This window comes from Tenacibaculum sp. AHE14PA, assembly GCF_019278465.1.
GTDB classification, from domain to species: Bacteria; Bacteroidota; Bacteroidia; order Flavobacteriales; family Flavobacteriaceae; genus Polaribacter; species Polaribacter bernardetii.
The window spans coordinates 119,392-141,322 of record NZ_CP058983.1 but is presented as its reverse complement, the minus strand read 5'-3'; the positions used below and the strand labels follow the sequence as shown (position 1 = coordinate 141,322).

Here is a 21,931-nt window from a genome sequence, read left to right as displayed (position 1 = left end):
GTACATAGAATAAAGTAAGTAATACTATTTGATAGTGTTATAGAGTAGGAAAATTTTAATGATCTACTTTTTAAGTAGATCATTAAAATTTGTAAAAAAGAAATATAATAATTGTACCAATAACAATATTACCATTGCTAGTATTTGCATATGTACAATTTGCTCTAGAGTTTCATGAAATAAAACAATAAATACTATTTGTAAGATTCCAAATACACCTGAAATAATAACAGGAATATATTTATCTAAAGAAAGATAGTAATATGCAAAAATATTTGAGATTGCAAAGATACCAGTAGCCAGTGCGTATTTCCATAATAAAGGAGCTATTTCAAAATAATCGCTACCAAATAAAATAGTTATAATTTGTTTTGGAAAAATAAAACATCCTATTATAATTGAAACAGCGATAATAGCAATATAACCAACATATTTTAATAAAATTGGTAAAGTAGGTTTCCCTTCTTTTTTTAATTTAACAACAGTTGGTAATAACAACATTACAAACATCCAAGCTATAAAATAAACTACTCTACCTATTAATGCTAGAGAAGCATATAAACCAGCTTCATAAGACTCGAAATAATGTTTTACTAATAATATATCGCTATTATTTATAATAATTTGTGTTAGCTCATAAAATGCTGTAATTATAAAAAAATTACGAACCATTTTTTTATGATTTCTATCTAAAGAAATACTATTTGAAAAAGATATATTTTTAAACTTAAAAGGAATTAGTCCAAAAATAAAAGACCCTAAAATACCTATAGCTATTAATATAGAAGATTCAATTTTAAAGAAATATAACAAACCAAATGTGATTAATAAACGGCTTACCATTTCTAATTGATAAGTAATTGATAAAGCTGTTAATTGTTTCTTCCCTTGAAAAACGCCTCTATTTACGCTCATTAAAAAATAAAGAGGAACTCCTACACCAAATACTATAAACATACTAGAAGAAGTTGTTCTAAAAAACTCTTGTAGTTCTTTAGAATAAATAACAATTATTAATCCTAAAAATATACTTGTAATAAAAGCATTTTTATAGATTTTTGATATAAATTTTTTAAAAACTAAGCCTTCAAAGATTACAGAAAATTTCGCCGTAACCAATTGAAAAGTCATTGCTATAAATGAAAGTACTAATAAAAAAGTTATCATAATAGCAGCATCTGCGAACTTATCTGGTCCTAAAATCCTACCCAATAATAAATTATATAAATAATTACCACCATTTACAAGCAAAACACTTATCATAAATAATTGCTCTGACGAAATTCTTTGTTTTACTTGTTTTAAAATTGCTATCATCTTCTAATTCTTTTTAAGCTATTACGCTACATTCATTTGATTAAAATCGTCATAAATTTCTTTACAACCATAACCTGTAACTGAAAATAACTTATCGTTTCTTAAAGCAATTGCCGTTAGTGTACTTATTGCTTCTAAGCCATCTCTACTAATTTCATTTACATTATCAATATTTATAGTTACGCTTTCAAGTTGTTCAATATTATGTTCAAAATAGATAATAAAAAATCTAGATGTTGTGCTATTTAATTTTCCGTTTAAAAAAAAGTTTCCGTTTTTCTGTGAGATCTGTAAAGCCATAATTTTATGTTTTAATAATTAATAATGATACAAATATCTCGTTGTAAGCACTAGAAAAGTATCTATTATCGATGAAAAGCAATTTTCTTTAGTCCAATGATGAATGCTATTCCGTAACTTGCAAATAACAAAAAAAAGCTATATGAAAATTAAAAATACTATCCTTTTGCTACTCTTCCTTATCACTACCACTATGTATTCTCAGGATATGAAAGAAGGTTTTACTTTTTTAGAAACAGGAAAATATAAACAAGCAGAAACTTTCTTTAAAACAACTTTAAAATCATACCCCACCAATAAAACAGCACGTCTTTGCTATGGTAGAGCTGTTGGCTTAAGCGGAAATGCTAATAAAGCAGTAAAATTATTTACTGCTCTTTTAAAAGATTTTCCTACAGATTTTGAAGTAAAATTAAATTATGCTGAATCTTTACTTTGGGATAAAAAATATGTAGAAGCTGAAAAATATTATAAAAACCTACTAAAAGAAGATGCTAAAAGTTTCCCTACTCTTTTAGGATATGCAAATACCTTATCTAATTTAAAAAAATATGACCAAGCAATTGGTTATGTTAATCAAGCGTTGATTGTTATACCTAAAAATCCAAATGCCTTAATTTCTAAAAAGTATATGCGTTTAGGTTTAGCTAATAATAAAGTTAATAACCAGAATTACCTAGAAGCTGAGAAAATTTTAAAAGAAAATTTTAAAGATTTTAAAAACGACAAAGAAACTTTACTCAATTTAGCGAACCTATACTTAATATCAAACCAAATAGCTAAAGCTAAAAAGACTTATAAAATTATTGGAGAAAACCCTGAAAATAAATTAACCTCTTTAAACGGAATTTCTTTAGCACATCATCTAAATAGTGATAATAAAGAAGCTTTAATTGTTAGTAAAAACGCAGTTTCTCTTTTAAATGAAGCTACACCTAATAATATTAGAGATAGAACAAGAGAACGCTTTATACAGGCTTTAATTTGGAACAAGAAGTATTCTTTAGCAAAAAAAGAAATCGACTCTTTAACATCAAACAATAAAACTCCAGAAAACTGGACATTATCATTAAGAGCAACATTAAATATTTACAAAAGTGACTTTAAAAAAAGTATTGATGATTATAATTTAATCTTAAAAAAAGATAGCGCTTCTTTTGATGGTAATTTAGGTAAAGCCAATGCCTTAAAAGCTGCTGGTTATTTTGATAATGCTTATAAAAGTGCTAAAAACACATTAATCTTTTATAAAAATCAAAAAGATGCTACTAATTTTATAAAAAAATTAGACAGAACCTTTACTCCTTTTGTTGAAACTAAAGCTTCTTACTCTTTTGATAACGGTAAAAATGAAGCCTATTTATTCTCTGCAAATTCAGAATTTTCGTTTACAACAAAACTTAAATTACTTGGTAGTTATAATTATAGAACTACAGCTAACTCTGTTAGTAACGTAAGTGGTAACTCTAATAATTTTTTAATTGGAATATCGTATCAATTATTAAATAACGTAACTTTTAAAAGTAGTTTAGGTATTACCGCTTCAAATACTGAGACCAAAAATTATAAGCAATTACTAGCAGATGTATCATTAAATATAAAGCCTTTTAAACTTCAAAATTTAGAATTAGGTTATAAGAGAGAAATTCAAAATTTTAATGCTGACTTGTTAGATAGAGAAATTGTTCAGAACAATTTTTTAATAAACTATAGTTTAAATACAAATTTTAATTTAGGTTGGTATACACAATATTATTATACTTCTCAGAATGATGATAATACACGAAACCTTCTTTTTACTTCTTTGTATTATAATATATTAGAAAAGCCTTCTTTAAAAGCAGGTTTTAATTACCAAAACATCTCTTTTAAAAATCAAGTTCCTTTAATTTATTTTAGCCCTAGTAGATTTAATGCTGCAGAAATTTTCGTTAATATTATAAAAGATGAAGCTATTGCTAAAAATAAAGAATGGTTTTATGAATTAACTGCTGCAACTGGTTATCAATTTATTGAAGATGATAAAAAACAGAGTACTTATAGAATACAAGGAAAATTAGGTTATAAATTCTCTGAGCATAGCTTGTTAAATATTTATGGTACACAAAGTAATATCGCTTCTGCAACTGCAGCAGGTTTTACTTTTACAGAAATTGGCTTGCGTTTTAAATGGTACTTTTTAAAGAAACCTTTCTTTAAAAGACAAAAATAAAAGAAGTAATTTTTGCTCTTAATCACTTACAAATTTACAAGCTGCTACAGATTCTAAAAACACAAAAAGAATAAAAAAACGATTATACTTAGAGCTAAAAACAGCTAATTCCCTCTTGGTTTTTTATTAGAAAAGACGAACTTCGCTAACGCTGAATATAATTCATTAAAACGAAACCATATTCTTAACACGTTAGAGAAGATGAAAAAATCAAGATTACTTCTTGAAGAGTAACCAGACAAAGATAAGAGCAAAAGTTAATTCTTTTGCTCTTAATAGTTTTATATTATAGGGGAAAGATATATGTTTTTTTTCATAGAAAGTATAACTACTTATAATATACCTTCTCTAATACAAATAAACTAATTTCTTATTTTAATTCACCAATAACTTAACATGTCTATAAATTAATTTATCACTTAATATTTTACAGAAATACAACCCTACTTGTAACGATTCTCTATTTAAAATTAGTTTATTTTTACCTATTACTGCTTTAAAATTAGTTTGATATACCAATTTACCTAATTGATCATATACTACAAATTTTAAATTTTCTTCTTCCTTTGCATTAAAGTAAAAACTAGTTTGTACAGTCATAGGGTTTGGTGCTAGTGTAACAACATTGTATTTAATATCTTCCACTAATTCTTCAAACTTCTCTTCTTTAGAAAAACGAATGTCTAATAAATTCATTTCTTTAGTTACAACAGTACCTCCTTCAGAAGCCATAGTAAACACAATTGTTACTACATCGTTTAATACTAATTCATTTCCACTTGATGAGATAAATTCTTTAAAAGGTATTACATAATTTACTAAAGAATCTTTTAATACTATTGTCGCTTTATGTTGTTGTTCCCATGAAGAAATACTTTTCTTTACAAACGTAACTTCTAAATTACCGGTTCCTTTTGCTTTTAGTTTAAAACTACTATAATCTGATAAATCTACCGCTTTAAAACGTGGTGTTAAAGCTCTGTAAGCTGCAAAGTAAGTACTTGTTGTTGCTGATAGTTGAACATTTCTTTCTATAGGAAAATCATTATCTTCAAATGTAAAGTTGTTAGGTGATATGTTATAATTTATTACTTCGGTTGATGTTTGAGAATCATCTACTCCCCAAGGTCCATCTGACATGAATAAATCATCTGGAGTAGCTACACCATCACCAATTCTAAAACCAATATCAAATAAGTTACCGGTTGGTACTTGTAAATGTGTTATATAACTTTCATTTAAATCTATTGTTAAATTTGTTTTATTAAAATCACTTGTTTCTGTAACTCTAAAACCAGCATCAAAATTTACATTATTACTTTTATTTGTGTTTACAATTTGTAAATCTAATGATCCGTTATTATACTTTCCTTTTCTTACAAATACTGTAGGTGGTGTTGATAATTCATAAGCTAATATTGGCTTCTCTATAGCTAATAAATTCACTACTTCTTTTCCTAATAAATATAAATCATCTAAAGAGTTTGACCATATTTGAAAATTATAAAAAGTAACACCTAATTGGTATTTATCTAAATTCCAGTGGCTTTCTATTGAGAAATTGGCTTCGTTGTTTACTATTTTAGCTGAAAGACTTAATACAAACTCTACCGTATTGTCTGCATTTCTAATTAATGATTTAATAAACTGCTGTCCGTTTATCTCTATGGTTGATACAGAAATTAGTTGAGCTCCAAGCAAACGATCACAAATATATTTAGTGTGTTCATATACTCCATTTTCAGTTTTTAAGGCTATAATTGATGCTACAGCTGTTCCGCTTTTCATATAATCTACAGCGTAAATATCTGTTGCATTTGTTATTGCGACTAAATCTGTAGGTGTAGATTCTATTGTTTCATCTTCTTCTATAACTTCTAAAGGAATGAAATCTTTTAACTCAAAACCAAATCCTTTTTTTCTTCTATAGTCGTTAGATTTTGCAACTCTTTTTGCCTTGCTACGATTAAACTTATAATTGATTTTTGTACGATTATAGTTTCGCTTATTTATTTGTTCTGATAATCTACTATTACTTTCTAAACCTCCATCATTTCCTCCTGAAGTTGGTGGTAAAATAACATCACATTTTCCATAACCAGAACATGAAGGATCTTCACAATCAATTAATCCATCACCATCATCATCTATTCCATTATCACAAATCTCTTGAGCGACTGGGGCTGTCGGACAACGCGCACCGTCATTACTAGCACTCGATGGTCCAAAAGCAAATAAGTTTGAATCCATATCATCTGCAGTATTTACATCTTGAACACTCTGAATTACATATATAGTACCTGTTTGATTTGCTGATACATAAAAACGACCAGAAAGATCAAAATAAACAGCTCCATATGTATAATTCAATCCTGATAAGATTGGTACTTCTCCTAATGATTCTACAATATTTGTTCTTGGATTAATTCGATATAAAACATTTGAATTTTTCTCTACTGCATATAAATTTCCATCTACAGCGTTAAAAGCCCAATCATGAATATTTATATTCTGTGATAATGTTTCTGTTGATATGTGTTGAGTGTATGTTGCTGAAGCAGGATCTACATCTATCTTATAAAAGGTTGTTCCACCTCCTTTTAAATAATAAACTCCTTCAGAGCTTATATCTCCAACATATCTATTATTACTAGGTAATTCATCAATATAAAAAGAGGTTGTTAAAAAATCTTCTCCTATTCGTACTATTGTTTTTTCAGGCGTACTTAATGAACCCCAAATAAAACCATCTGCAGGGTTATAAGCAGTTGCATTTATACTTCCTGGGGTAATATTTTCAGCTACAAGGTATGAATTACCTGAAGCTAAATCGATAGAATACACATCGTTGTATTGAAACAAATATGCGTCGTAAACACAATTAAAAGGAGTGTTTTGTGCAGTATTTGTAAGAGAAAATACTAATAAAAATAGTAAGATAAGCTTGCCTTGTAATGTAGTTTTTCGATTCATAGTAAAAGTTTTATACTACAAAACTATGTACTAATTAAGGCTTTATTTTTAATATTCGGTATTTACAAATTTAGTGTAGATGAAATGCCTATTAAGTATAGATGAATATTATAATAGATTTAATCGTTTCATTAATTCTGGTCTATTAGAACGACTTACCGGAATTACATCTCTTTTTATAAGCACACTATTATCTTCAATATCAATAATTTTTTTAAGATTAATAATATATGAACGGTGTACTTTTAAAAATAACGAATCTGGTAATTTTTCTTCTATCTTTTTTAAGGTAGAATGTACTATATAATTTTTCTCTTCGGTTTTTATATGAATATAATCTCCTTTAGCTTCTACAAGGTAAATACTTGGTAAATCAATCTTTATAAGACGCCTATCTATATTTACATAAAAATCATTCTCAACTTCTAAATCTGCTTTTTTTGAGCTCGTTTCTTTTTCTGAAACTCTTGTACTCTCATGTTTTTGAGCTTTCTTAATCGCTTTTTCAAACCTTGGTAGCTCAACGGGTTTCAATAAATAATCTACTATAAAGTCATACTCAAAAGCCTCAATAGCAAATTTAGAGTCAGAAGTAGTTAAAATTATTCTGGGAGGGTTTTTAAGCGTTTTTATAAAATCTAAACCATTAAAACCTGGCATATGAATGTCTAAAAAAATAAGATCTACTTCATTAGAGTTCAAAAACTTAATAGCATCTATCGCATTAGAAAATTCATCAACTACTTTTAAATAGTCTATTTTATCACAAAGAGTTTTAATAATAACTCTTGCCATTTTTTCATCATCTACAATAATACAATTCATAATCCTAAATAGTTTTCAAGTACGCTGAAATAACTATTAATATTTTCTCAAAATCTTCAGCCTTATCTAAATTAAGCTCTCTTAGATTATGTTCAAATTTATTAGCTATTTTGTAACTTTTTTCAAGTCCTAAAATACTAATTTTATGTTTAAGTCGATGAACATTTTCTTCTATTTTTTTATAATTATAATTTTTTAAACTATTATAATAATCTTTTTTCTCTTCTGGAAATTCTGTTTTTATAACATCTACAAGCATTTTCCTTACAGATTCGTCTCCATTAGCTAACTTATCTACATATTCTAAATTTGGTTTTTCCATAATTATTTTTTAATTGTAAAATAAAAAGTAGATCCTTCGTTTAATTCAGATTCTATCCAAATATCTCCTTTATAAACGTCTACAATTTTTTTAGCAATAGATAAGCCTATTCCAGCAGATTTGTAATCATTCTCTAGCTTGGAAAAAGCTACAAATATTCTCTGGAAATATTTTTTATCAATACCTTTTCCATTATCTTTTACGTAAAATTTCCAAAAAGTATTTTCATCTGAAAAACCTATCTCTATATTTATATTTTCTTTATCATTAAACTTAATAGCATTATCTATTAAATTAAAAAACAACTGTTCCATTCTATCTTTATCACTCTTTATGTTTGGTAATTTTTCTGGAATATGAACATTTATATTTTCAGATAAATTAAATTCTTTTAAAATAGTTTTTAATAATTTATCTAAATCTAAATTAGATCGCTTTTGCTTTTCTTTGTCAATTGTAGAATATGTATGAATAGCTTTTACTAAAGTATCTATTTTTTGTGTATTTTCTCTTATCAGTTCTATTCTTTCTTTACCTTCACTATCTAATACTTTCTGTGAATCTTCTTTGAGCCAAACCGATAAAGCTTCTATATTTTGTATTGGTGTTTTTAAATCATGAGAAATCATATGAGCATAATCATTTAACTCTTGATTTTGTTGTTCTAAGCTTTTTAAAAGTGAGTCCTTTTGTTGATTTATTTTTATAATCTCTTTAGTTTGGTTATCAATAAAATCAACAAGTTTTAATGAATCTGAATTTTCTGTAGGATTATTTTGCTCTAATCCATAAAATTTAAGTGTATCAATTACACTTTTAAGTTTATTTATAACTTTTCTTTGAGAATTGGTTTCTTCTTTTAGTTTTTCATTTGCATCAAAAAGTTCTTCAGAACTTATGACTGTGGCTCTTTGTAACATTGCAAATTGATTATCAGCTGTAGTGTAAGACCTACCAACTGCATCTAAAAAAATTTCTAATTCTTTATTAGACTGTAAATTGTCAGGTAAATATTTTCTAATTTGTCTTTTTAAAAGTGAATTCATTATTCGCTAATTAGTGTTACTGTCATTGTTTGATTATGTAATTGACAATTATTTTCTCCATTAAACGGAGCTATCTCACCATAAGAATACAATCCACAAAAAGTAGTTTGATCACCGATAACTTCTATTACCTCCTCTACTTCTTCTTCTATTCTTTGATCTAACACTAATTTTCTACCAATACAGCTAACTAAAATCGCAAGTTCTGGTTTATTTTTTCTAAATTCATTTGCATTTATTGCTGCTAATTCTGCAGCATTAACAATACTATCTACATTAGTCATCATTAATTGTACTTTAGAATTTTCTAAAATATCTCCTGCCAATATCATTGAATTATCCTCTTCATTAATATTTAAAATTGTTCTTACAATAGATTGTTTATCGTTTGTAGATTTTACTTTCAGTGGATATAATAAGGCAGCTCCTGGTAATTCTTTTGACTTTTCACCTAAGTATTTTTTATATAAATCTAGCGCAAATAAGTTATCCAATTCGTATAAAATATTTCCTTTAGATTTTGTTACTGTTCTTTCTGGTCCAAAAGGAGTCCAACCACCATTAATAGAAAAAGTTACTTCTAAAGATTCACCATATAAACCAATAGCAACTATTTCTCCCTGTTTTGGATTCTCGTTATAAGACGATATCGTTTTTTCAAACCTTGCATCATCACCACATAAAGCACCTGTAATTAAAAAGTTATCATTTGTAGCCAAATTCATTCCTTTTGTTAATTGACTACCATTAATAAAACTTCCTTCCGAAAGAACAAATACATGTTTTAATTCTTTTTCAGAAAATTGACTAATTAGCTCTTTCCCTACTGCAAAACTATCTATTTTTTGATCTAAACCTGGTTTTAAAAAATTAGTCGTCTTAATTACAAAACTACTTTTTTCAAACTCTATAGCGGTTATGGTTATAGTATTTTCATCAATAGATTCTGAAGAAATATCTCCACAAGAAGAACCAAACACAATATGACCATCTTTAAAAATAGCTCTTATCTCATCATAAATTGTTTCGCTCTCTAATAAAAATCTATTTCCAAAAACTAAAACTAAAGGTTCTTTAAGTTTTAGTTCTTCTGATAAATATTTCCAAACAGAATTATTTTTTCTTTTAAGTTGTACTGTTTTCATTTAGTTTTTTTTTATAGTAAAGTAAAAAGTAGTTCCCTTATTAAGTTTACTCTCTAGCCAAACATCTCCTTCATGTAAATCAATTATTTTTCTAACTATAGATAAACCAATACCTGTAGAATCTTCTCTTTTATTTAATGAATGAAATACTTGAAAAATTTTATCATGATATTTTTTTTCTATTCCTATACCGTTATCTTTAATCGAAAATTGATGAAAATTTTTATTTTCCTGGTAATCAACCTCTATAATTCCAATTTCTTTATCACAAAACTTAATAGCATTACTAATAAAATTCTGAAATAACTGCTGAAACTTCGTTTTATCCCCCTTAATTATCGGTAATTTTTTTAATATAGTAACAGATATGTTTTTTGGTATAAATAATATCTTTTTTAAATCATTTAAAGTAATATTTAAATCTACGTCTTCCTTTTCTTTTGTAATTGAACCTGCACTTGAATATTCCAAAACATTAGAAATTAACTTTTCCATTGTTTCTAATGTAGTACTTATTAAGTTAAAATTCTCAAGTGTTGTTTCATCAAACTTACCGTTATTATCTGTTTTAATCCAAGAAACTAAAGCATCAATACTTCTTAATGGCGATTTTAAATCATGAGAAACTATATGTGCATATTCATGTAGTTGATTATTACTTTTTTCTAATTCTTTTAAAATTTGTTCTTTTTGTAATTGTAACTTTTTAGTTTTAGTAATATCTAAACCTAATGCTATAGTTCCTACATTCTCTCCAAGGAGGTTATAATTTGGTGCTGTACTTACATGCCAATATTTAGTTTCTCCTTTTTTATTCTTTGTTTTAAATTCATAAAAACTAGATACTCCTTTAATACGTTTTTCTTTTTCATTGTCAATAAAATTAGAATTATCGTTATCATTAAAAATATCATGTGCAACTTTACCTATTAACTCTTCTTCATTATAACCTGACATTTCAATAAAACGTTGGTTTATCATAGTAATCTGATTATCTCTATTGATTTCCACTAATCCTAAGTTCATATTAGCTATAATATTACTATACTTCTCTTTTTCAGACTCTAAACTTAAATTGTATTTTTTTTCTAAAGTAATATCTGTAAATGTCCACAAATAACCTTTAATTTTACTATCAACAATTATTGGCGTGTAATTTCGTTCAAGAATCTTACCGTCAATCATTTCTAGTTGTTCTCTATAAACAGGAATCTTAGCTTCGACTACATCATCCATTCTTCGCACAAAATCAGACGAATGTTTAAATAAAACTTTATTCTGTTCTGATGCCAACTTACAATCCATGCCTATTAGATCATCAGGCTGGGAATCTATTTTAAACAATTTACAAAATTTTTTATTAGATAAGACTATTTTTCTGTTTTCATCCTCTAAAACAATACCACTATTAAGGTTCAATACAAGTGCCGATAGTCTATTATTATATTCTAAAAGTTTTTCTTCGGAAGTTATTTGTTTTGTAATATCTCGAACAATTCCTTGAGCTGCAATTTTTTTTCCTATTTTATCGTATATTAAACTGGCGTTTATCTGAACCCATTTGACTTCTTTTTCTTTCGTTAAAATTCTAGCTGTATAGTTTGAAAAAGATCCAGTTTGATATAATTGACTAAAAGATTGAAAAGCATAAACATTATCTTCAGGGTATATTAAGTTTATTACGCTTAATTTTTCTTTTGAAATATCATAACCAAAAAATTCGATCGCTGCATTGTTCATTTTAAGAACATTTCCAGCTAAGTCCATTATTAAATAAGAATCATTTATGTTTTCAAAAACCCCTTTAAGTTGTAACGACTTATCTTCTAATAATTCTGCAAGTTTTATATTGCTGTCTTTTAATTCTTCGGACATTGAATATAATTCTCTTGATTTGTCTTCTAATATTTTCTCAGCAATTTTCCTAGCTTTTTTTTCTCTTTTTAAAGCACGTTGAAGTATATCTATTTTAGTGGAGGGACACATAATGTTGTATAATTAAATTAGAAAATTTTCCTTTTTATTAATAATTTATCGTTTTAATCAAATTTATAAAAAACAATTAATATAAATAAATAAAATCATAAAACACTAATAATATAATACATACACTTACTAAAAAGGTCTTAACCTATTTTTTAAAATTAAATATAAGCAAAATTTATTATTCAATTTTTTTTATGATAAATTTCACTTCCGTTCCATCTTCTCTAATTTTTTCTAAAATAATACTTGCTTTAGAATTAAAATGATCAAAAGTTTTATTCATTAATCCAAGTCCAAAATGATGCATAGCCCTACTCGATTTATAAATCATAATTAATGAATTTTCTGTTCTCTCTTCAATAATAAAAGTAGGTAATTCTGCTTCAGGATAAATCTTCTTTACTTCTATATGGATATGATTTTCAATAGAAGCTAGCATTTCTATAGGGTCTCTATATGTTGCTAAAAGCCCTGGATAACTCTTTTCTATAACATTAAAAAAGTGTTCTGCATATACTAGCAACAAATCATCTATAGAGATTGAAGTGTTTCTACTTAAATGTTGCAGTAATTGTAACATTTCAGAAAAGCTATAAGTTCCTATTGATGTATATATACCTTCAGATTCTAATGTAGATTGAGAAATGATTTTATCCACCATCTCTAAACCAAACTTATCCTCTACTAAATCTAAAAACTCAGTAAAAACTATGCCTTTCATATTTAATATTTTTTTAATTCATTTATACTCCAATAAGATAAAACTGTTTCTATTTTATTAACATAATCTTCATGTTTTAAAGGTTTTAAAATATAACCAGAAACTCCAATTCTATAACATTCTTCTAAATCTTTTTGATTATCAGAAGTTGTTAAAATTACTGTTGGAATATGTTTTAAATCATCGTTATTTTTTAATATTGATAAAAATTCTATACCATTCATTTTTGGCATGTTTAAATCTAGTAAAATTAAATCAGGTAAATTACTTTTATCTTCTAAAATTTCAAGTGCCTCTTCTCCATTTTTTGCTTCACTAAAATGATGCTTAAATTCTAAAGAAGAATTAGTCCTTTTCATTTTCATTATTTCAATAATGTTATCTTCAATTAGTAAAATATTTAGTCTTTTTTTCAAAATATATGGAATAATAATTTATGCCATAAAAATACCTTTTTTATTAAAGATTAATAATTTGATCTGTTTAACTAATCTTATCTATCGGTGAAAGACTTTTAAGTGTAGATGAATAGTTTTTTATTTCGGTTAAGTTTATTAATAAAGGGATAAATACTTTTAATAAATATAAAAGTAGAATATGTTAATCTTCTTTCTAACCTCTTTTGTTCTCTATATAAAATAGAGTAATTTTACTTTTTATTAAAGAAAAATGACGATTCAAGATTTAGTTGGGAATTACAATATTATTGGTAACAATCAAGACGCTGAAAAGCATACTTACAAAGGTGTGCTTTCTTTAATGTTAGATATTAATAATAGAATTATTGCTAAATGGTTTATTAATAATGAGCAGGAGCAAAATGGAACAGGTTTCTTTAATGATAATATATTAGTCATTAATTTCAACTATCAAGGCACAGATTACAAAACTTATAAAGGTGTTGTTGTTTATAAATGTATTTCTAAAGATATTTTAGATGGTTTTTGGTCTGAGAAACATGGAAATCCTTTGTATTTAGGAAAAGAACGTTGTTTTAAAATTCATAAAGAAAAAGAACTTTTAAATTAATTTTTTTATTATGCAATGCCCTTGTAATCCGTCTAACAAATATAGTGATTGCTGTGAAAAAGCACATCAAAACATACAAACCGTCTTAACTGCTGAGGTATTAATGCGATCGAGATACAGTGCTTTTGTGCTGGCTAATATTAATTACTTAAAAAAAAGTCATCACTCAAGTATTCGACCTTCTGATAAAGAAAATAAAGAAATTTCACAATGGACAAAATCTGTTGAGTGGATTAAATTAGAAGTACTAAATACTACAAAAGGAGCACAAACTGATTTAACAGGAACTGTTGAATTCAAAGCTTTTTTCATAGAAAATGGCAATATTGATATTATACACGAGAATTCTTCTTTTTGTAAAGAGAATAATCATTGGGTATATCTTAAAGCAGATTAAAATAGCTAACTAATAAAAACAACTTGTTTTTTTAAACTTATTTTTTATAGATTTATGCCAAACTAATTTATATGCATAAACCGATACAGGTAACACGTCTTTTCGACTTTCCTTATTATCAACTTAGCCAATATCCACAAGAAAAATGCTTTGTTTCAAAAGAAAAGAATACTTGGATTCATACATCTACAAAAGATTACATTAAAAATGCAAACACCGTTAGTAGCGCTTTATTAAACTTAGGAATAAAGCCTGGAGATAAAATAGCAGTTATTACCAATACCAATCAACCAAAATGGCATATTTTAGATATTGGTATATTACAAATAGGAGCCATTAATGTGCCGCTTTACCCAACTTTTTCTGAAAAGGACTATGCATATGTTTTAAATCATTCAGATAGTATTTATTGTTTTGTTTCTGATAATGATTTATATGAAAAAGTACTTGCAGTTCAAGATCAAACACAACTTAAAAAAGTTTTTACGTTCGAAGATATCGCTACAGATTATAGCTGGAACTCTTTTTTATCTTTAGGAGAAAATGAAGAAAATCAGCCCCTTATTAACAAAAAAAAGGATTCGGTAAAAGCCACAGATTTAGCTACAATAATATATACATCAGGTACAACAGGCACACCTAAAGGTGTTATGCTTTCTCATGAAAATGTAGTTAGTAATATTTTTGCAGTAGCCGAATCACTAGATTTACATGAACATAAAAAAAGAGCTATTAGCTACCTTCCTATTTCCCATATTTTCGAAAGAGCAGCTTCTTACTATTGCCAATACATGGGATTTGAAATTTATTTTGCCGAAAGCATCGATAAAATCGGAGAAAACCTAAAAGAAGTACAACCTAATTTTATGGCTGTAGTGCCTAGGTTATTAGAAAAAGTTTTTGATAAAATTGTTGATAAAGGAAGTAATTTAACTGGTTTAAAAAAACGTTTATTCTTTTGGTCTTTGAAATTGGCAGAGCAATACAAACCGTATAAAGAAAACGGATGGTGGTATGAATTTCAATTAAAAATAGCTCGCAAACTTATTTTTTCTAAATGGAAAGAAGCTTTAGGAGGAAAATTAGATTTTATGCTTGCTGGAAGCGCACCAATGCAACCTCGTTTAATAAAAACGTTTACTGCCGCAGGTATACCTGTTTTTGAAGGCTACGGAATGACAGAAACGTCACCCGCTGTTTCTGTAACAGATATGCGTAATAAAGGTTTTAAAATAGGTACTGTTGGTAAAGCAATTAAAGATGTTAGTATAAAAATTGCGGCAGATGGTGAAATTTTAGTTAAAGGCCCTAATATTATGATGGGCTATTATAAAAACGAGACGCAAACAAACGAAACTATTAAAAACGGGTATCTACATACCGGTGATATTGGAGAAATAGACGATGATGGTTTTTTAAAAATTACTGATAGAAAAAAAGAAATTTTTAAAACCTCGGGCGGTAAATATATTGCCCCTGCTGTATTGGAAAGCGAATTAAAAAAATCTCGTTTTATAGAGCAAATTATGATAATTGGAGAAAGTGAAAAAATGCCTGCTGCTCTAATACAAGTTTCTTTCGATTTTGTAAACGAATGGGCAAAAAGACACAGTTATATACTTAATGATGTAGCTATCAATCAAAAATTAATTGACCGAATTCAAAGAGAAATTGATTACTACAATAAAAAATTTGGAAAATGGGAACAAATAAAACGCTTCGAAATAACTAGTGATGAATGGACTGTTAATGCTGGTCATTTAACGCCTACATTGAAAATGAGACGGAAAATTATCTTAGAAAAATATAAAAATTTATACAAAAAAATATATAATTCTCAATAAATCAACCACTAAGCTAAAACTTGTACAATCGGGGTATTTTACCTATTTTGCAAGGCGCAAAAACATTAACTTTATGTCAATTAAAATTACCCGTCTTTTTGATTTCCCTTATTATCAACAAGAAACTTATAATTTAGAAAAAGCCCTTACCACCAAATACAACGGTAAATGGGAATCAATATCTACCAATGAATATATAGATAAAGCGAACACCATTAGTAGAGGTTTATTGCGTTTAGGTATACAACCTAATGATAAGATTGCTGTAATATCAACAAACAACCGTACGGAATGGAACATATGTGATATAGGTATTTTACAAACAGGTGCACAAAATGTACCTATCTATCCTACTATTTCGAAAGAAGATTACGAATATGTTTTAAATCACTCTGAGGCTATTTATTGCTTTGTTTCTGATGAAGTTGTCTTAGAAAAATTAAATCAAATTAAAGGGAACACTAAATTAAAAGGGATTTTTACTTTTGATGACATTGCTAATGAAAAAAGTTGGAAAGAAATTTTAGAATTAGGTAAAGATACAAGTAATCAGAACGAAGTTGAAGCACGTAAAAATGCAGTTACTTCTGATAGTTTAGCAACCTTAATCTACACCTCTGGTACTACTGGAAGACCAAAAGGAGTTATGCTTTCTCACGGAAACATTGTTTCTAATGTTTTAGCTAGCGAAAAGAGAGTTCCTCTATTATATGGAAAAGAACGCGGATTAAGTTTTTTACCTATCTGTCATATTTTTGAACGCATGATATTGTATTTATATCAATACTGTGGTGTTTCTATCTATTTTGCAGAAGGAATTGATAAACTAAGTGAAAATGCGCAAGAAATTAAACCACATGTAATGACTGCAGTTCCTAGACTGTATGAAAAAATTTATGATAAGATTTATGCTAAAGGAGCTGATTTATCAGGAATTAAAAAAGCATTATTCTTTTGGGCTATCGATTTAGGTTTAAAATACGAACCATACGGAGCTAACGGATGGTGGTATGAGAAACAATTAAGTGTTGCGCGTAAATTAATTTTCTCTAAATGGCAAGCTGCCTTAGGTGGTGAGTTAAAATTAATGGTTTCTGGTTCTGCCGCTTTACAACCGCGTTTAACAAGAATATTTGCTGCTGCAGGAATGCCGGTTATGGAAGGTTATGGTCTTACCGAAACCTCTCCTGTTATCTCTGTAAATGACGTTAGAAATGGCGGATTTAGAGCAGGTACTGTAGGTAAATTAATTGACGGATTAGAATTAAAACTTGCTGAAACTGGTGAAATTTTAGTAAAAGGACCTAATGTAATGTTAGGGTATTATAAAGATGCTGAAAAAACAGCTGAAGTATTAAAAGATGGTTATTTCTATACAGGTGATAAAGGAGAACTAGATAAAGATGGGTTCTTAACAATTACTGGTCGTACTAAAGAAATGTTTAAAACTTCTGGTGGAAAATATGTTGTTCCGCCATTATTAGAAGGTGAATTAAAACAATCTCGTTTCATAGAACAGGTTATGGTTATTGGTGAAGGAGAAAAAATGCCGGCAGCTTTAATTCAGCCTAATTTTATTTTTGTAAAAGAATGGGCAAAAAGACATAATCTTAAATTCGAAAATAATACCGATTTAATAAATAATCCAAAAGTAATTGATCGTATTCAAGAAGAAGTTACGCTTTGTAATTCTAAATTTGGAAAATGGGAAGCTATTAAGCGATTTGAATTAACCGCTGAAGAATGGTCTATAGATGGAGGACACCTTACTCCTACTATGAAAATGAAACGTAAAATTATCAAAGAAATTTATAAAGATTTATACGATAAAATATATAGATCTTAACTTTATAAAGTGTTGTGAAAGCAACACTTTTTTCTTTTTATCATGAATAAATTCATCTCTTTTATTGCTGAAGTAGGTAAAGTATCACAACCTAAAAAATTTGATTACCCGCATAATTATACACCACATTTTTTAGCTAAAACAGCTGCTAAAGAATTGCAAGAATATTTAGAAAATCAAACAGATTTTAATCATAATTTTGGATTAAAAAAACCGAATAGCAAAGATGCTTTGGGTAAAATGTTTGGCGTATTGGTCGTTAAAAAAAATGATGGAGAAATAGGCTATTTAGCTGCTTTTTCAGGTAAAATTGCAGAAACTACTCATCATAAAAAATTCGTACCACCGGTATACGATGTTTTAGTTGAAAACGGAGTGTTCTTAAAAACAGAAGAGAAAAACAATCAAATTAATCTTCTACTTTCTGAACTAGAAAGTAATATTGATTATTTAACAATTAAAAAATCATATTTAAAAAGGGTTTCTAGAAATGAAACTCTTTTAAGTGAAGAAAAAAAAGTAATTAAAGCACGCCGAAAATTAAGAAAAGAGCTGTCTAAACAAGACAATCAACTTAATATTAATGAGGAGTTTTATTTACGTGAATATGAAGTTTATTTAAACACTCAAATAGCTTCTCTGCAAGAAGAATACAATAATTACTTATTACAAATACAGCAACTAAAACAACAACGAAAAGAACTTTCTGCAGCTGGTCAGCAAGAAATATTTAAACAATACCAATTCTTAAATGCTAAAAATGAAAAAGAGAATTTACTAACTATTTTTAAAGATTCATCTCAAAATATTCCTGCCGGTGCTGGTGATTGTTGTGCACCGAAATTATTACAATATGCTTTCTTAAACAACCTCACTCCTATTTGTATGGCAGAGTTTTGGTGGGGAAAACCGTCGGCTACTGCTGTTCGAAAACACCAACATTATTATTCGGCATGTACCGGTAAATGTAAACCTATCTTACACCATATGTTACAAGGATTAACTGTTGATGACAATCCGCTAATAGCGCAGTTTCAAGTAAAAAAAGAAATAGAGGTTATATTTGAAGATGAGTATCTGCTTGTAATCAACAAACCACACGAATTATTATCTGTAGCAGGAAAAGAAGTTAAAGACTCGGTGTATAGTCGAATTAAAAAGAAATATCCAAATGCTACCGGCCCATTGATTGTTCATCGCTTAGACATGTCTACTTCCGGCATTTTATTGATCGCTAAAAACGAAATTATTCATAAAAATCTACAAGCGCAGTTCATCAACAGAACTATAAAAAAACGCTATGTTGCTTTATTACATGGCTCTTTATATAAAAAAAACGGTGAAATAAACTTACCGCTAAGAGTTGATTTAGATGATAGACCTAAACAATTAGTATGCTACGAACAAGGTAAAAAAGCTCTTACTAAATGGGAGGTTATTGAAGTTGTAGATAGTAAAACAAAAGTATATTTTTATCCTATTACAGGTCGTACACATCAGTTACGAGTACATGCAGCACATCAGTTAGGCTTAAACATACCTATTGTAGGTGATGATTTATATGGAACAAAAGCTAACAGGTTATATTTACACGCAGAAAACTTAAGTTTTAGGCATCCTATTAGTAAAAAAGAAGTACAATTTACTTCTCCTGCTACATTTTAAAATTAGGCTACGTATTTAGTTCTCTTTAGCGTACTTAAAATAATGAATGATATTAAAAAGAAAATAGCTAAACATAAAACTGACCATTGCATAGAATCGGTAATTGCATATAACGCTCCGTAAACAGAAGTTCCTAAAACAATTGCTATTTTTTCTGTTACATCATAAAAACTAAAATACGTTGCGTGGTCTTCTGTTTCTGGTAATAATTTAGAATACGTAGATCGTGTTAGCGACTGTATAGCTCCTTGTACCAACCCCAACATACCTCCTAATCCGTAAAAATATAGCGCCACATTTTCTTGAGATTTATCTAATGAAAATGCAAAAAAGCAAACAAGCATCCATATAGCAATCGTCAATTTTAAGGCTTTAAAATTTCCGTACTTATCTGAAAATCTAGAAAAAATTAAGGCTCCGAAAATAGCTACAACTTGCACTAGTAATATGGTAGCAATCATATTTGTTGATTCTAAGCCTAATTCTGATGACCCAAAAATAGCCGCCATTAAAATGATGGTTTGCACACCAATACTCAAAAAGAAAAAAGCTAATAAAAATCGTTTTAAAGTAGGATAATTTAAAACTTCTTTAAATACAATTTTAAGCTCTCTATAGCCTTTCCATATATAATCATTATCAGGTTGTTTATTATAAATATCTCCTGGTAAACGGCGAAAGGTTATTTGGGCAAAACCAATCCACCAAATACCAACCATCACGAAAGAAAGTCGAGATGCCATACCAGATGTAATTCCTAATGTTTCAGGAAACATAATCATTCCTAAATTTATTATCAATAAAACAACTGAACCAATATATCCATAGATAAAACCTTTTGCACTCGCTCTATCTTGTTGTTCTGGCAAAGCTATTTCTGGTAAATATGCATTATAAAAAACCCAACTTGCCCAAAAACCGATACTTGCTAAAATGGTAAACCAGATACCGATCCAAACCGTATCTATGCCTTCAAAGAAATACAATGCAATTACAGATAAACCTCCCATCCAACAGAAAAATTTCATGAATTTTTTCTTACTCCCAGTATAATCAGCAATTCCTGATAAAATTGGAGAAATAAATGCTACTACTAAAAAAGAAAATGACAATGCATAACTGTACAAGCTATCTGGGTGCTCCCAATCCATTCCTAAAAAACGAACTGTTTGTCCTTTTGTTACCGCACTATAATACAACGGAAAAACAGCAGTACTAATTACTAAAGAATATACTGAGTTTGCCCAATCGTAAAATGCCCATGCATTAATTAATTTCTTATCTCCTATTTTATACATATATCTAATATCTTATAATAAAAAAACCGCTCATAAAATGAACGGTTTGCAATATAATATAATTTACTCTCTAATTATTTTCCAGGTACATTAAATTTTGCTGCTAATTTTTTTGCTTCTGGTAAATACGATCTAAGTGTATTAATACGTGTTTGATTAGAAGGGTGTGTGCTCATAAATTCTGCCGGAGCTTTTTGTCCTTTTGTTCGTTGACTCATCCTAACCCAAACCTCGGCAGCTTCCGAACCATTATAACCCGCCATTAACATAAACACTAAACCTAATTTATCTGCTTCTGTTTCGTGACTTCTACTAAAAGGCAACATTACACCTACTTGAGTTCCCAAACCATAAGCTGTATTAAAAATAGCTGAATTTTTACTATTTCTAGTACCTAAAGCTACTGCTGCACCACCTAATTGTTGTAATTGCCCAGTAGACATACGTTCTTGACCATGCTTTGCAAAAGCATGTGCTACTTCGTGCCCCATAACCGCAGCAATACCGTCTTCGTTAGCACAAATTGGTAAGATACCTGTATAAAAAACAACTTTACCTCCTGGTAAACACCAAGCATTTACAGTTTTATCTTCTACTAAATTAAACTCCCATTTATAGGAATCTGCTTCAGATTTCATTCCGTTTGCTCTCATGAAACGATCTACAGCTTCCGAAATATTTTTACCTACTCTTTTAATTTGATTAGATTTAGAAACGTCTTTAGATAATTTATTTTCTTCTAAAAACCCTTTATATTGTGCAAAACTAGCAGGTAACACTTCTGCGTCACTTACAAAGTTAAGTCGTTTTCTTCCTGTAATAGGCACTGTACTACACTGTATTAAAAATATTGCAACAATTCCTATGGCTATAATTCTTTTCATTTATTATTGTTTTTATTTATTTTTGATTGTTTTAGTTAAGACACACTAAAAAATAGTCTCACAAAAGTAGTAAACAATTTGTACGTTTAAACTTACAAATTCTATCTTTATCTTAAAAATT

General features: G+C 28.2%; 18 protein-coding genes. 6 read left to right on the top strand and 12 right to left on the bottom strand.

Annotation, left to right across the window (positions count from 1 at the left end):
- Window positions 1-63: 63 nt before the first annotated feature.
- Both H0I30_RS00655 and H0I30_RS00650 read right to left on the bottom strand, forming a co-directional pair.
- A complete protein-coding gene (locus tag H0I30_RS00655; protein WP_218772390.1) occupies window positions 64-1,317 on the bottom strand; it encodes an oligosaccharide flippase family protein in 1,254 nt (417 codons plus the stop codon).
- Window positions 1,318-1,338: 21 nt separating this feature from the next.
- Window positions 1,339-1,617: a hypothetical protein gene (locus tag H0I30_RS00650; protein WP_218772389.1), complete on the bottom strand. Its 279-nt coding sequence runs from the start codon at window positions 1,615-1,617 to the stop codon at window positions 1,339-1,341.
- Window positions 1,618-1,759: 142 nt separating this feature from the next.
- On the opposite strand from H0I30_RS00650, the gene H0I30_RS00645 reads away from it, so the two are divergent.
- Complete coding sequence (locus H0I30_RS00645; protein ID WP_218772388.1) at window positions 1,760-3,829, top strand: tetratricopeptide repeat protein; 2,070 nt, start codon at window positions 1,760-1,762, stop codon at window positions 3,827-3,829.
- A 375-nt stretch (window positions 3,830-4,204) separates the two neighbouring features.
- Here the strand turns inward: H0I30_RS00645 and H0I30_RS00640 are convergent, their stop codons facing one another.
- The 8 genes from H0I30_RS00640 to H0I30_RS00605 form a co-directional block, all read right to left on the bottom strand.
- The gene (locus H0I30_RS00640) at window positions 4,205-6,802 is read right to left on the bottom strand and encodes a T9SS type A sorting domain-containing protein (protein WP_218772387.1); all 2,598 of its coding nucleotides are present in this window, start codon (window positions 6,800-6,802) and stop codon (window positions 4,205-4,207) included.
- A 108-nt stretch (window positions 6,803-6,910) separates the two neighbouring features.
- Entirely contained in the window at window positions 6,911-7,627 is a 717-nt protein-coding gene (locus H0I30_RS00635) for a LytTR family DNA-binding domain-containing protein (RefSeq protein WP_218772386.1), read from the bottom strand.
- A gap of 4 nt (window positions 7,628-7,631) precedes the next feature.
- The gene (locus H0I30_RS00630; protein ID WP_218772385.1) at window positions 7,632-7,949 is read right to left on the bottom strand and encodes an Hpt domain-containing protein; all 318 of its coding nucleotides are present in this window, start codon (window positions 7,947-7,949) and stop codon (window positions 7,632-7,634) included.
- Between the two features lie 2 nt (window positions 7,950-7,951).
- Window positions 7,952-8,995: an ATP-binding protein gene (locus tag H0I30_RS00625; RefSeq protein ID WP_218772384.1), complete on the bottom strand. Its 1,044-nt coding sequence runs from the start codon at window positions 8,993-8,995 to the stop codon at window positions 7,952-7,954.
- Window positions 8,995-10,140 carry an FIST signal transduction protein gene (locus H0I30_RS00620; protein ID WP_218772383.1) on the bottom strand — a complete coding sequence of 382 codons (1,146 nt, stop codon included), beginning with the start codon at window positions 10,138-10,140 and terminating at the stop codon, window positions 8,995-8,997. The genes H0I30_RS00625 and H0I30_RS00620 overlap by 1 nt, the downstream gene beginning before the upstream one ends.
- A complete protein-coding gene (locus H0I30_RS00615) occupies window positions 10,141-12,126 on the bottom strand; it encodes a PAS domain S-box protein (protein WP_218772382.1) in 1,986 nt (661 codons plus the stop codon).
- A 178-nt stretch (window positions 12,127-12,304) separates the two neighbouring features.
- Window positions 12,305-12,847 (bottom strand): heme NO-binding domain-containing protein, encoded by a 543-nt coding sequence (locus H0I30_RS00610; RefSeq protein ID WP_218772381.1) that lies wholly within the window; start codon window positions 12,845-12,847, stop codon window positions 12,305-12,307.
- Between the two features lie 2 nt (window positions 12,848-12,849).
- The gene (locus H0I30_RS00605; RefSeq protein ID WP_218772380.1) at window positions 12,850-13,263 is read right to left on the bottom strand and encodes a response regulator; all 414 of its coding nucleotides are present in this window, start codon (window positions 13,261-13,263) and stop codon (window positions 12,850-12,852) included.
- Window positions 13,264-13,516: 253 nt separating this feature from the next.
- Here H0I30_RS00605 and H0I30_RS00600 point away from each other — a divergent pair, with 253 nt between their 5' ends.
- The 5 genes from H0I30_RS00600 (at window position 13,517) to H0I30_RS00580 (ending at window position 19,628) form a co-directional block, all read left to right on the top strand.
- Complete coding sequence (locus H0I30_RS00600; RefSeq protein WP_218772379.1) at window positions 13,517-13,876, top strand: hypothetical protein; 360 nt, start codon at window positions 13,517-13,519, stop codon at window positions 13,874-13,876.
- Between the two features lie 10 nt (window positions 13,877-13,886).
- Window positions 13,887-14,273, top strand: coding sequence for a YchJ family protein (locus tag H0I30_RS00595; RefSeq protein ID WP_218772378.1), 387 nt, complete (start codon window positions 13,887-13,889; stop codon window positions 14,271-14,273).
- 71 nt (window positions 14,274-14,344) lie between these two features.
- Complete coding sequence (locus H0I30_RS00590) at window positions 14,345-16,117, top strand: long-chain fatty acid--CoA ligase (RefSeq protein ID WP_218772377.1); 1,773 nt, start codon at window positions 14,345-14,347, stop codon at window positions 16,115-16,117.
- Between the two features lie 73 nt (window positions 16,118-16,190).
- A complete protein-coding gene (locus H0I30_RS00585) occupies window positions 16,191-17,963 on the top strand; it encodes a long-chain fatty acid--CoA ligase (protein ID WP_218772376.1) in 1,773 nt (590 codons plus the stop codon).
- 42 nt (window positions 17,964-18,005) lie between these two features.
- Entirely contained in the window at window positions 18,006-19,628 is a 1,623-nt protein-coding gene (locus H0I30_RS00580) for an RluA family pseudouridine synthase (RefSeq protein WP_218772375.1), read from the top strand.
- Window positions 19,629-19,630: 2 nt separating this feature from the next.
- Here H0I30_RS00580 and H0I30_RS00575 read toward each other — a convergent pair whose 3' ends face one another.
- Both H0I30_RS00575 and H0I30_RS00570 read right to left on the bottom strand, forming a co-directional pair.
- Window positions 19,631-20,926, bottom strand: a complete 1,296-nt coding sequence (locus H0I30_RS00575) for an MFS transporter (RefSeq protein ID WP_218772374.1) — start codon at window positions 20,924-20,926, stop codon at window positions 19,631-19,633.
- Between the two features lie 74 nt (window positions 20,927-21,000).
- The gene (locus H0I30_RS00570; protein WP_218772373.1) at window positions 21,001-21,810 is read right to left on the bottom strand and encodes a M48 family metallopeptidase; all 810 of its coding nucleotides are present in this window, start codon (window positions 21,808-21,810) and stop codon (window positions 21,001-21,003) included.
- Between the last annotated feature and the right edge of the window lie 121 nt (window positions 21,811-21,931).

Coding starts and splice junctions, on each gene's coding strand:
- H0I30_RS00655 (WP_218772390.1), bottom strand. CDS start 1,317: ATGATAGCAATTTTAAAACAAGTAAAACAAAGAATTTCGTCAGAGCAA.
- H0I30_RS00650 (WP_218772389.1), bottom strand. CDS start 1,617: ATGGCTTTACAGATCTCACAGAAAAACGGAAACTTTTTTTTAAACGGA.
- H0I30_RS00645 (WP_218772388.1), top strand. CDS start 1,760: ATGAAAATTAAAAATACTATCCTTTTGCTACTCTTCCTTATCACTACC.
- H0I30_RS00640 (WP_218772387.1), bottom strand. CDS start 6,802: ATGAATCGAAAAACTACATTACAAGGCAAGCTTATCTTACTATTTTTA.
- H0I30_RS00635 (WP_218772386.1), bottom strand. CDS start 7,627: ATGAATTGTATTATTGTAGATGATGAAAAAATGGCAAGAGTTATTATT.
- H0I30_RS00630 (WP_218772385.1), bottom strand. CDS start 7,949: ATGGAAAAACCAAATTTAGAATATGTAGATAAGTTAGCTAATGGAGAC.
- H0I30_RS00625 (WP_218772384.1), bottom strand. CDS start 8,995: ATGAATTCACTTTTAAAAAGACAAATTAGAAAATATTTACCTGACAAT.
- H0I30_RS00620 (WP_218772383.1), bottom strand. CDS start 10,140: ATGAAAACAGTACAACTTAAAAGAAAAAATAATTCTGTTTGGAAATAT.
- H0I30_RS00615 (WP_218772382.1), bottom strand. CDS start 12,126: ATGTGTCCCTCCACTAAAATAGATATACTTCAACGTGCTTTAAAAAGA.
- H0I30_RS00610 (WP_218772381.1), bottom strand. CDS start 12,847: ATGAAAGGCATAGTTTTTACTGAGTTTTTAGATTTAGTAGAGGATAAG.
- H0I30_RS00600 (WP_218772379.1), top strand. CDS start 13,517: ATGACGATTCAAGATTTAGTTGGGAATTACAATATTATTGGTAACAAT.
- H0I30_RS00595 (WP_218772378.1), top strand. CDS start 13,887: ATGCAATGCCCTTGTAATCCGTCTAACAAATATAGTGATTGCTGTGAA.
- H0I30_RS00590 (WP_218772377.1), top strand. CDS start 14,345: ATGCATAAACCGATACAGGTAACACGTCTTTTCGACTTTCCTTATTAT.
- H0I30_RS00585 (WP_218772376.1), top strand. CDS start 16,191: ATGTCAATTAAAATTACCCGTCTTTTTGATTTCCCTTATTATCAACAA.
- H0I30_RS00580 (WP_218772375.1), top strand. CDS start 18,006: ATGAATAAATTCATCTCTTTTATTGCTGAAGTAGGTAAAGTATCACAA.
- H0I30_RS00575 (WP_218772374.1), bottom strand. CDS start 20,926: ATGTATAAAATAGGAGATAAGAAATTAATTAATGCATGGGCATTTTAC.
- H0I30_RS00570 (WP_218772373.1), bottom strand. CDS start 21,810: ATGAAAAGAATTATAGCCATAGGAATTGTTGCAATATTTTTAATACAG.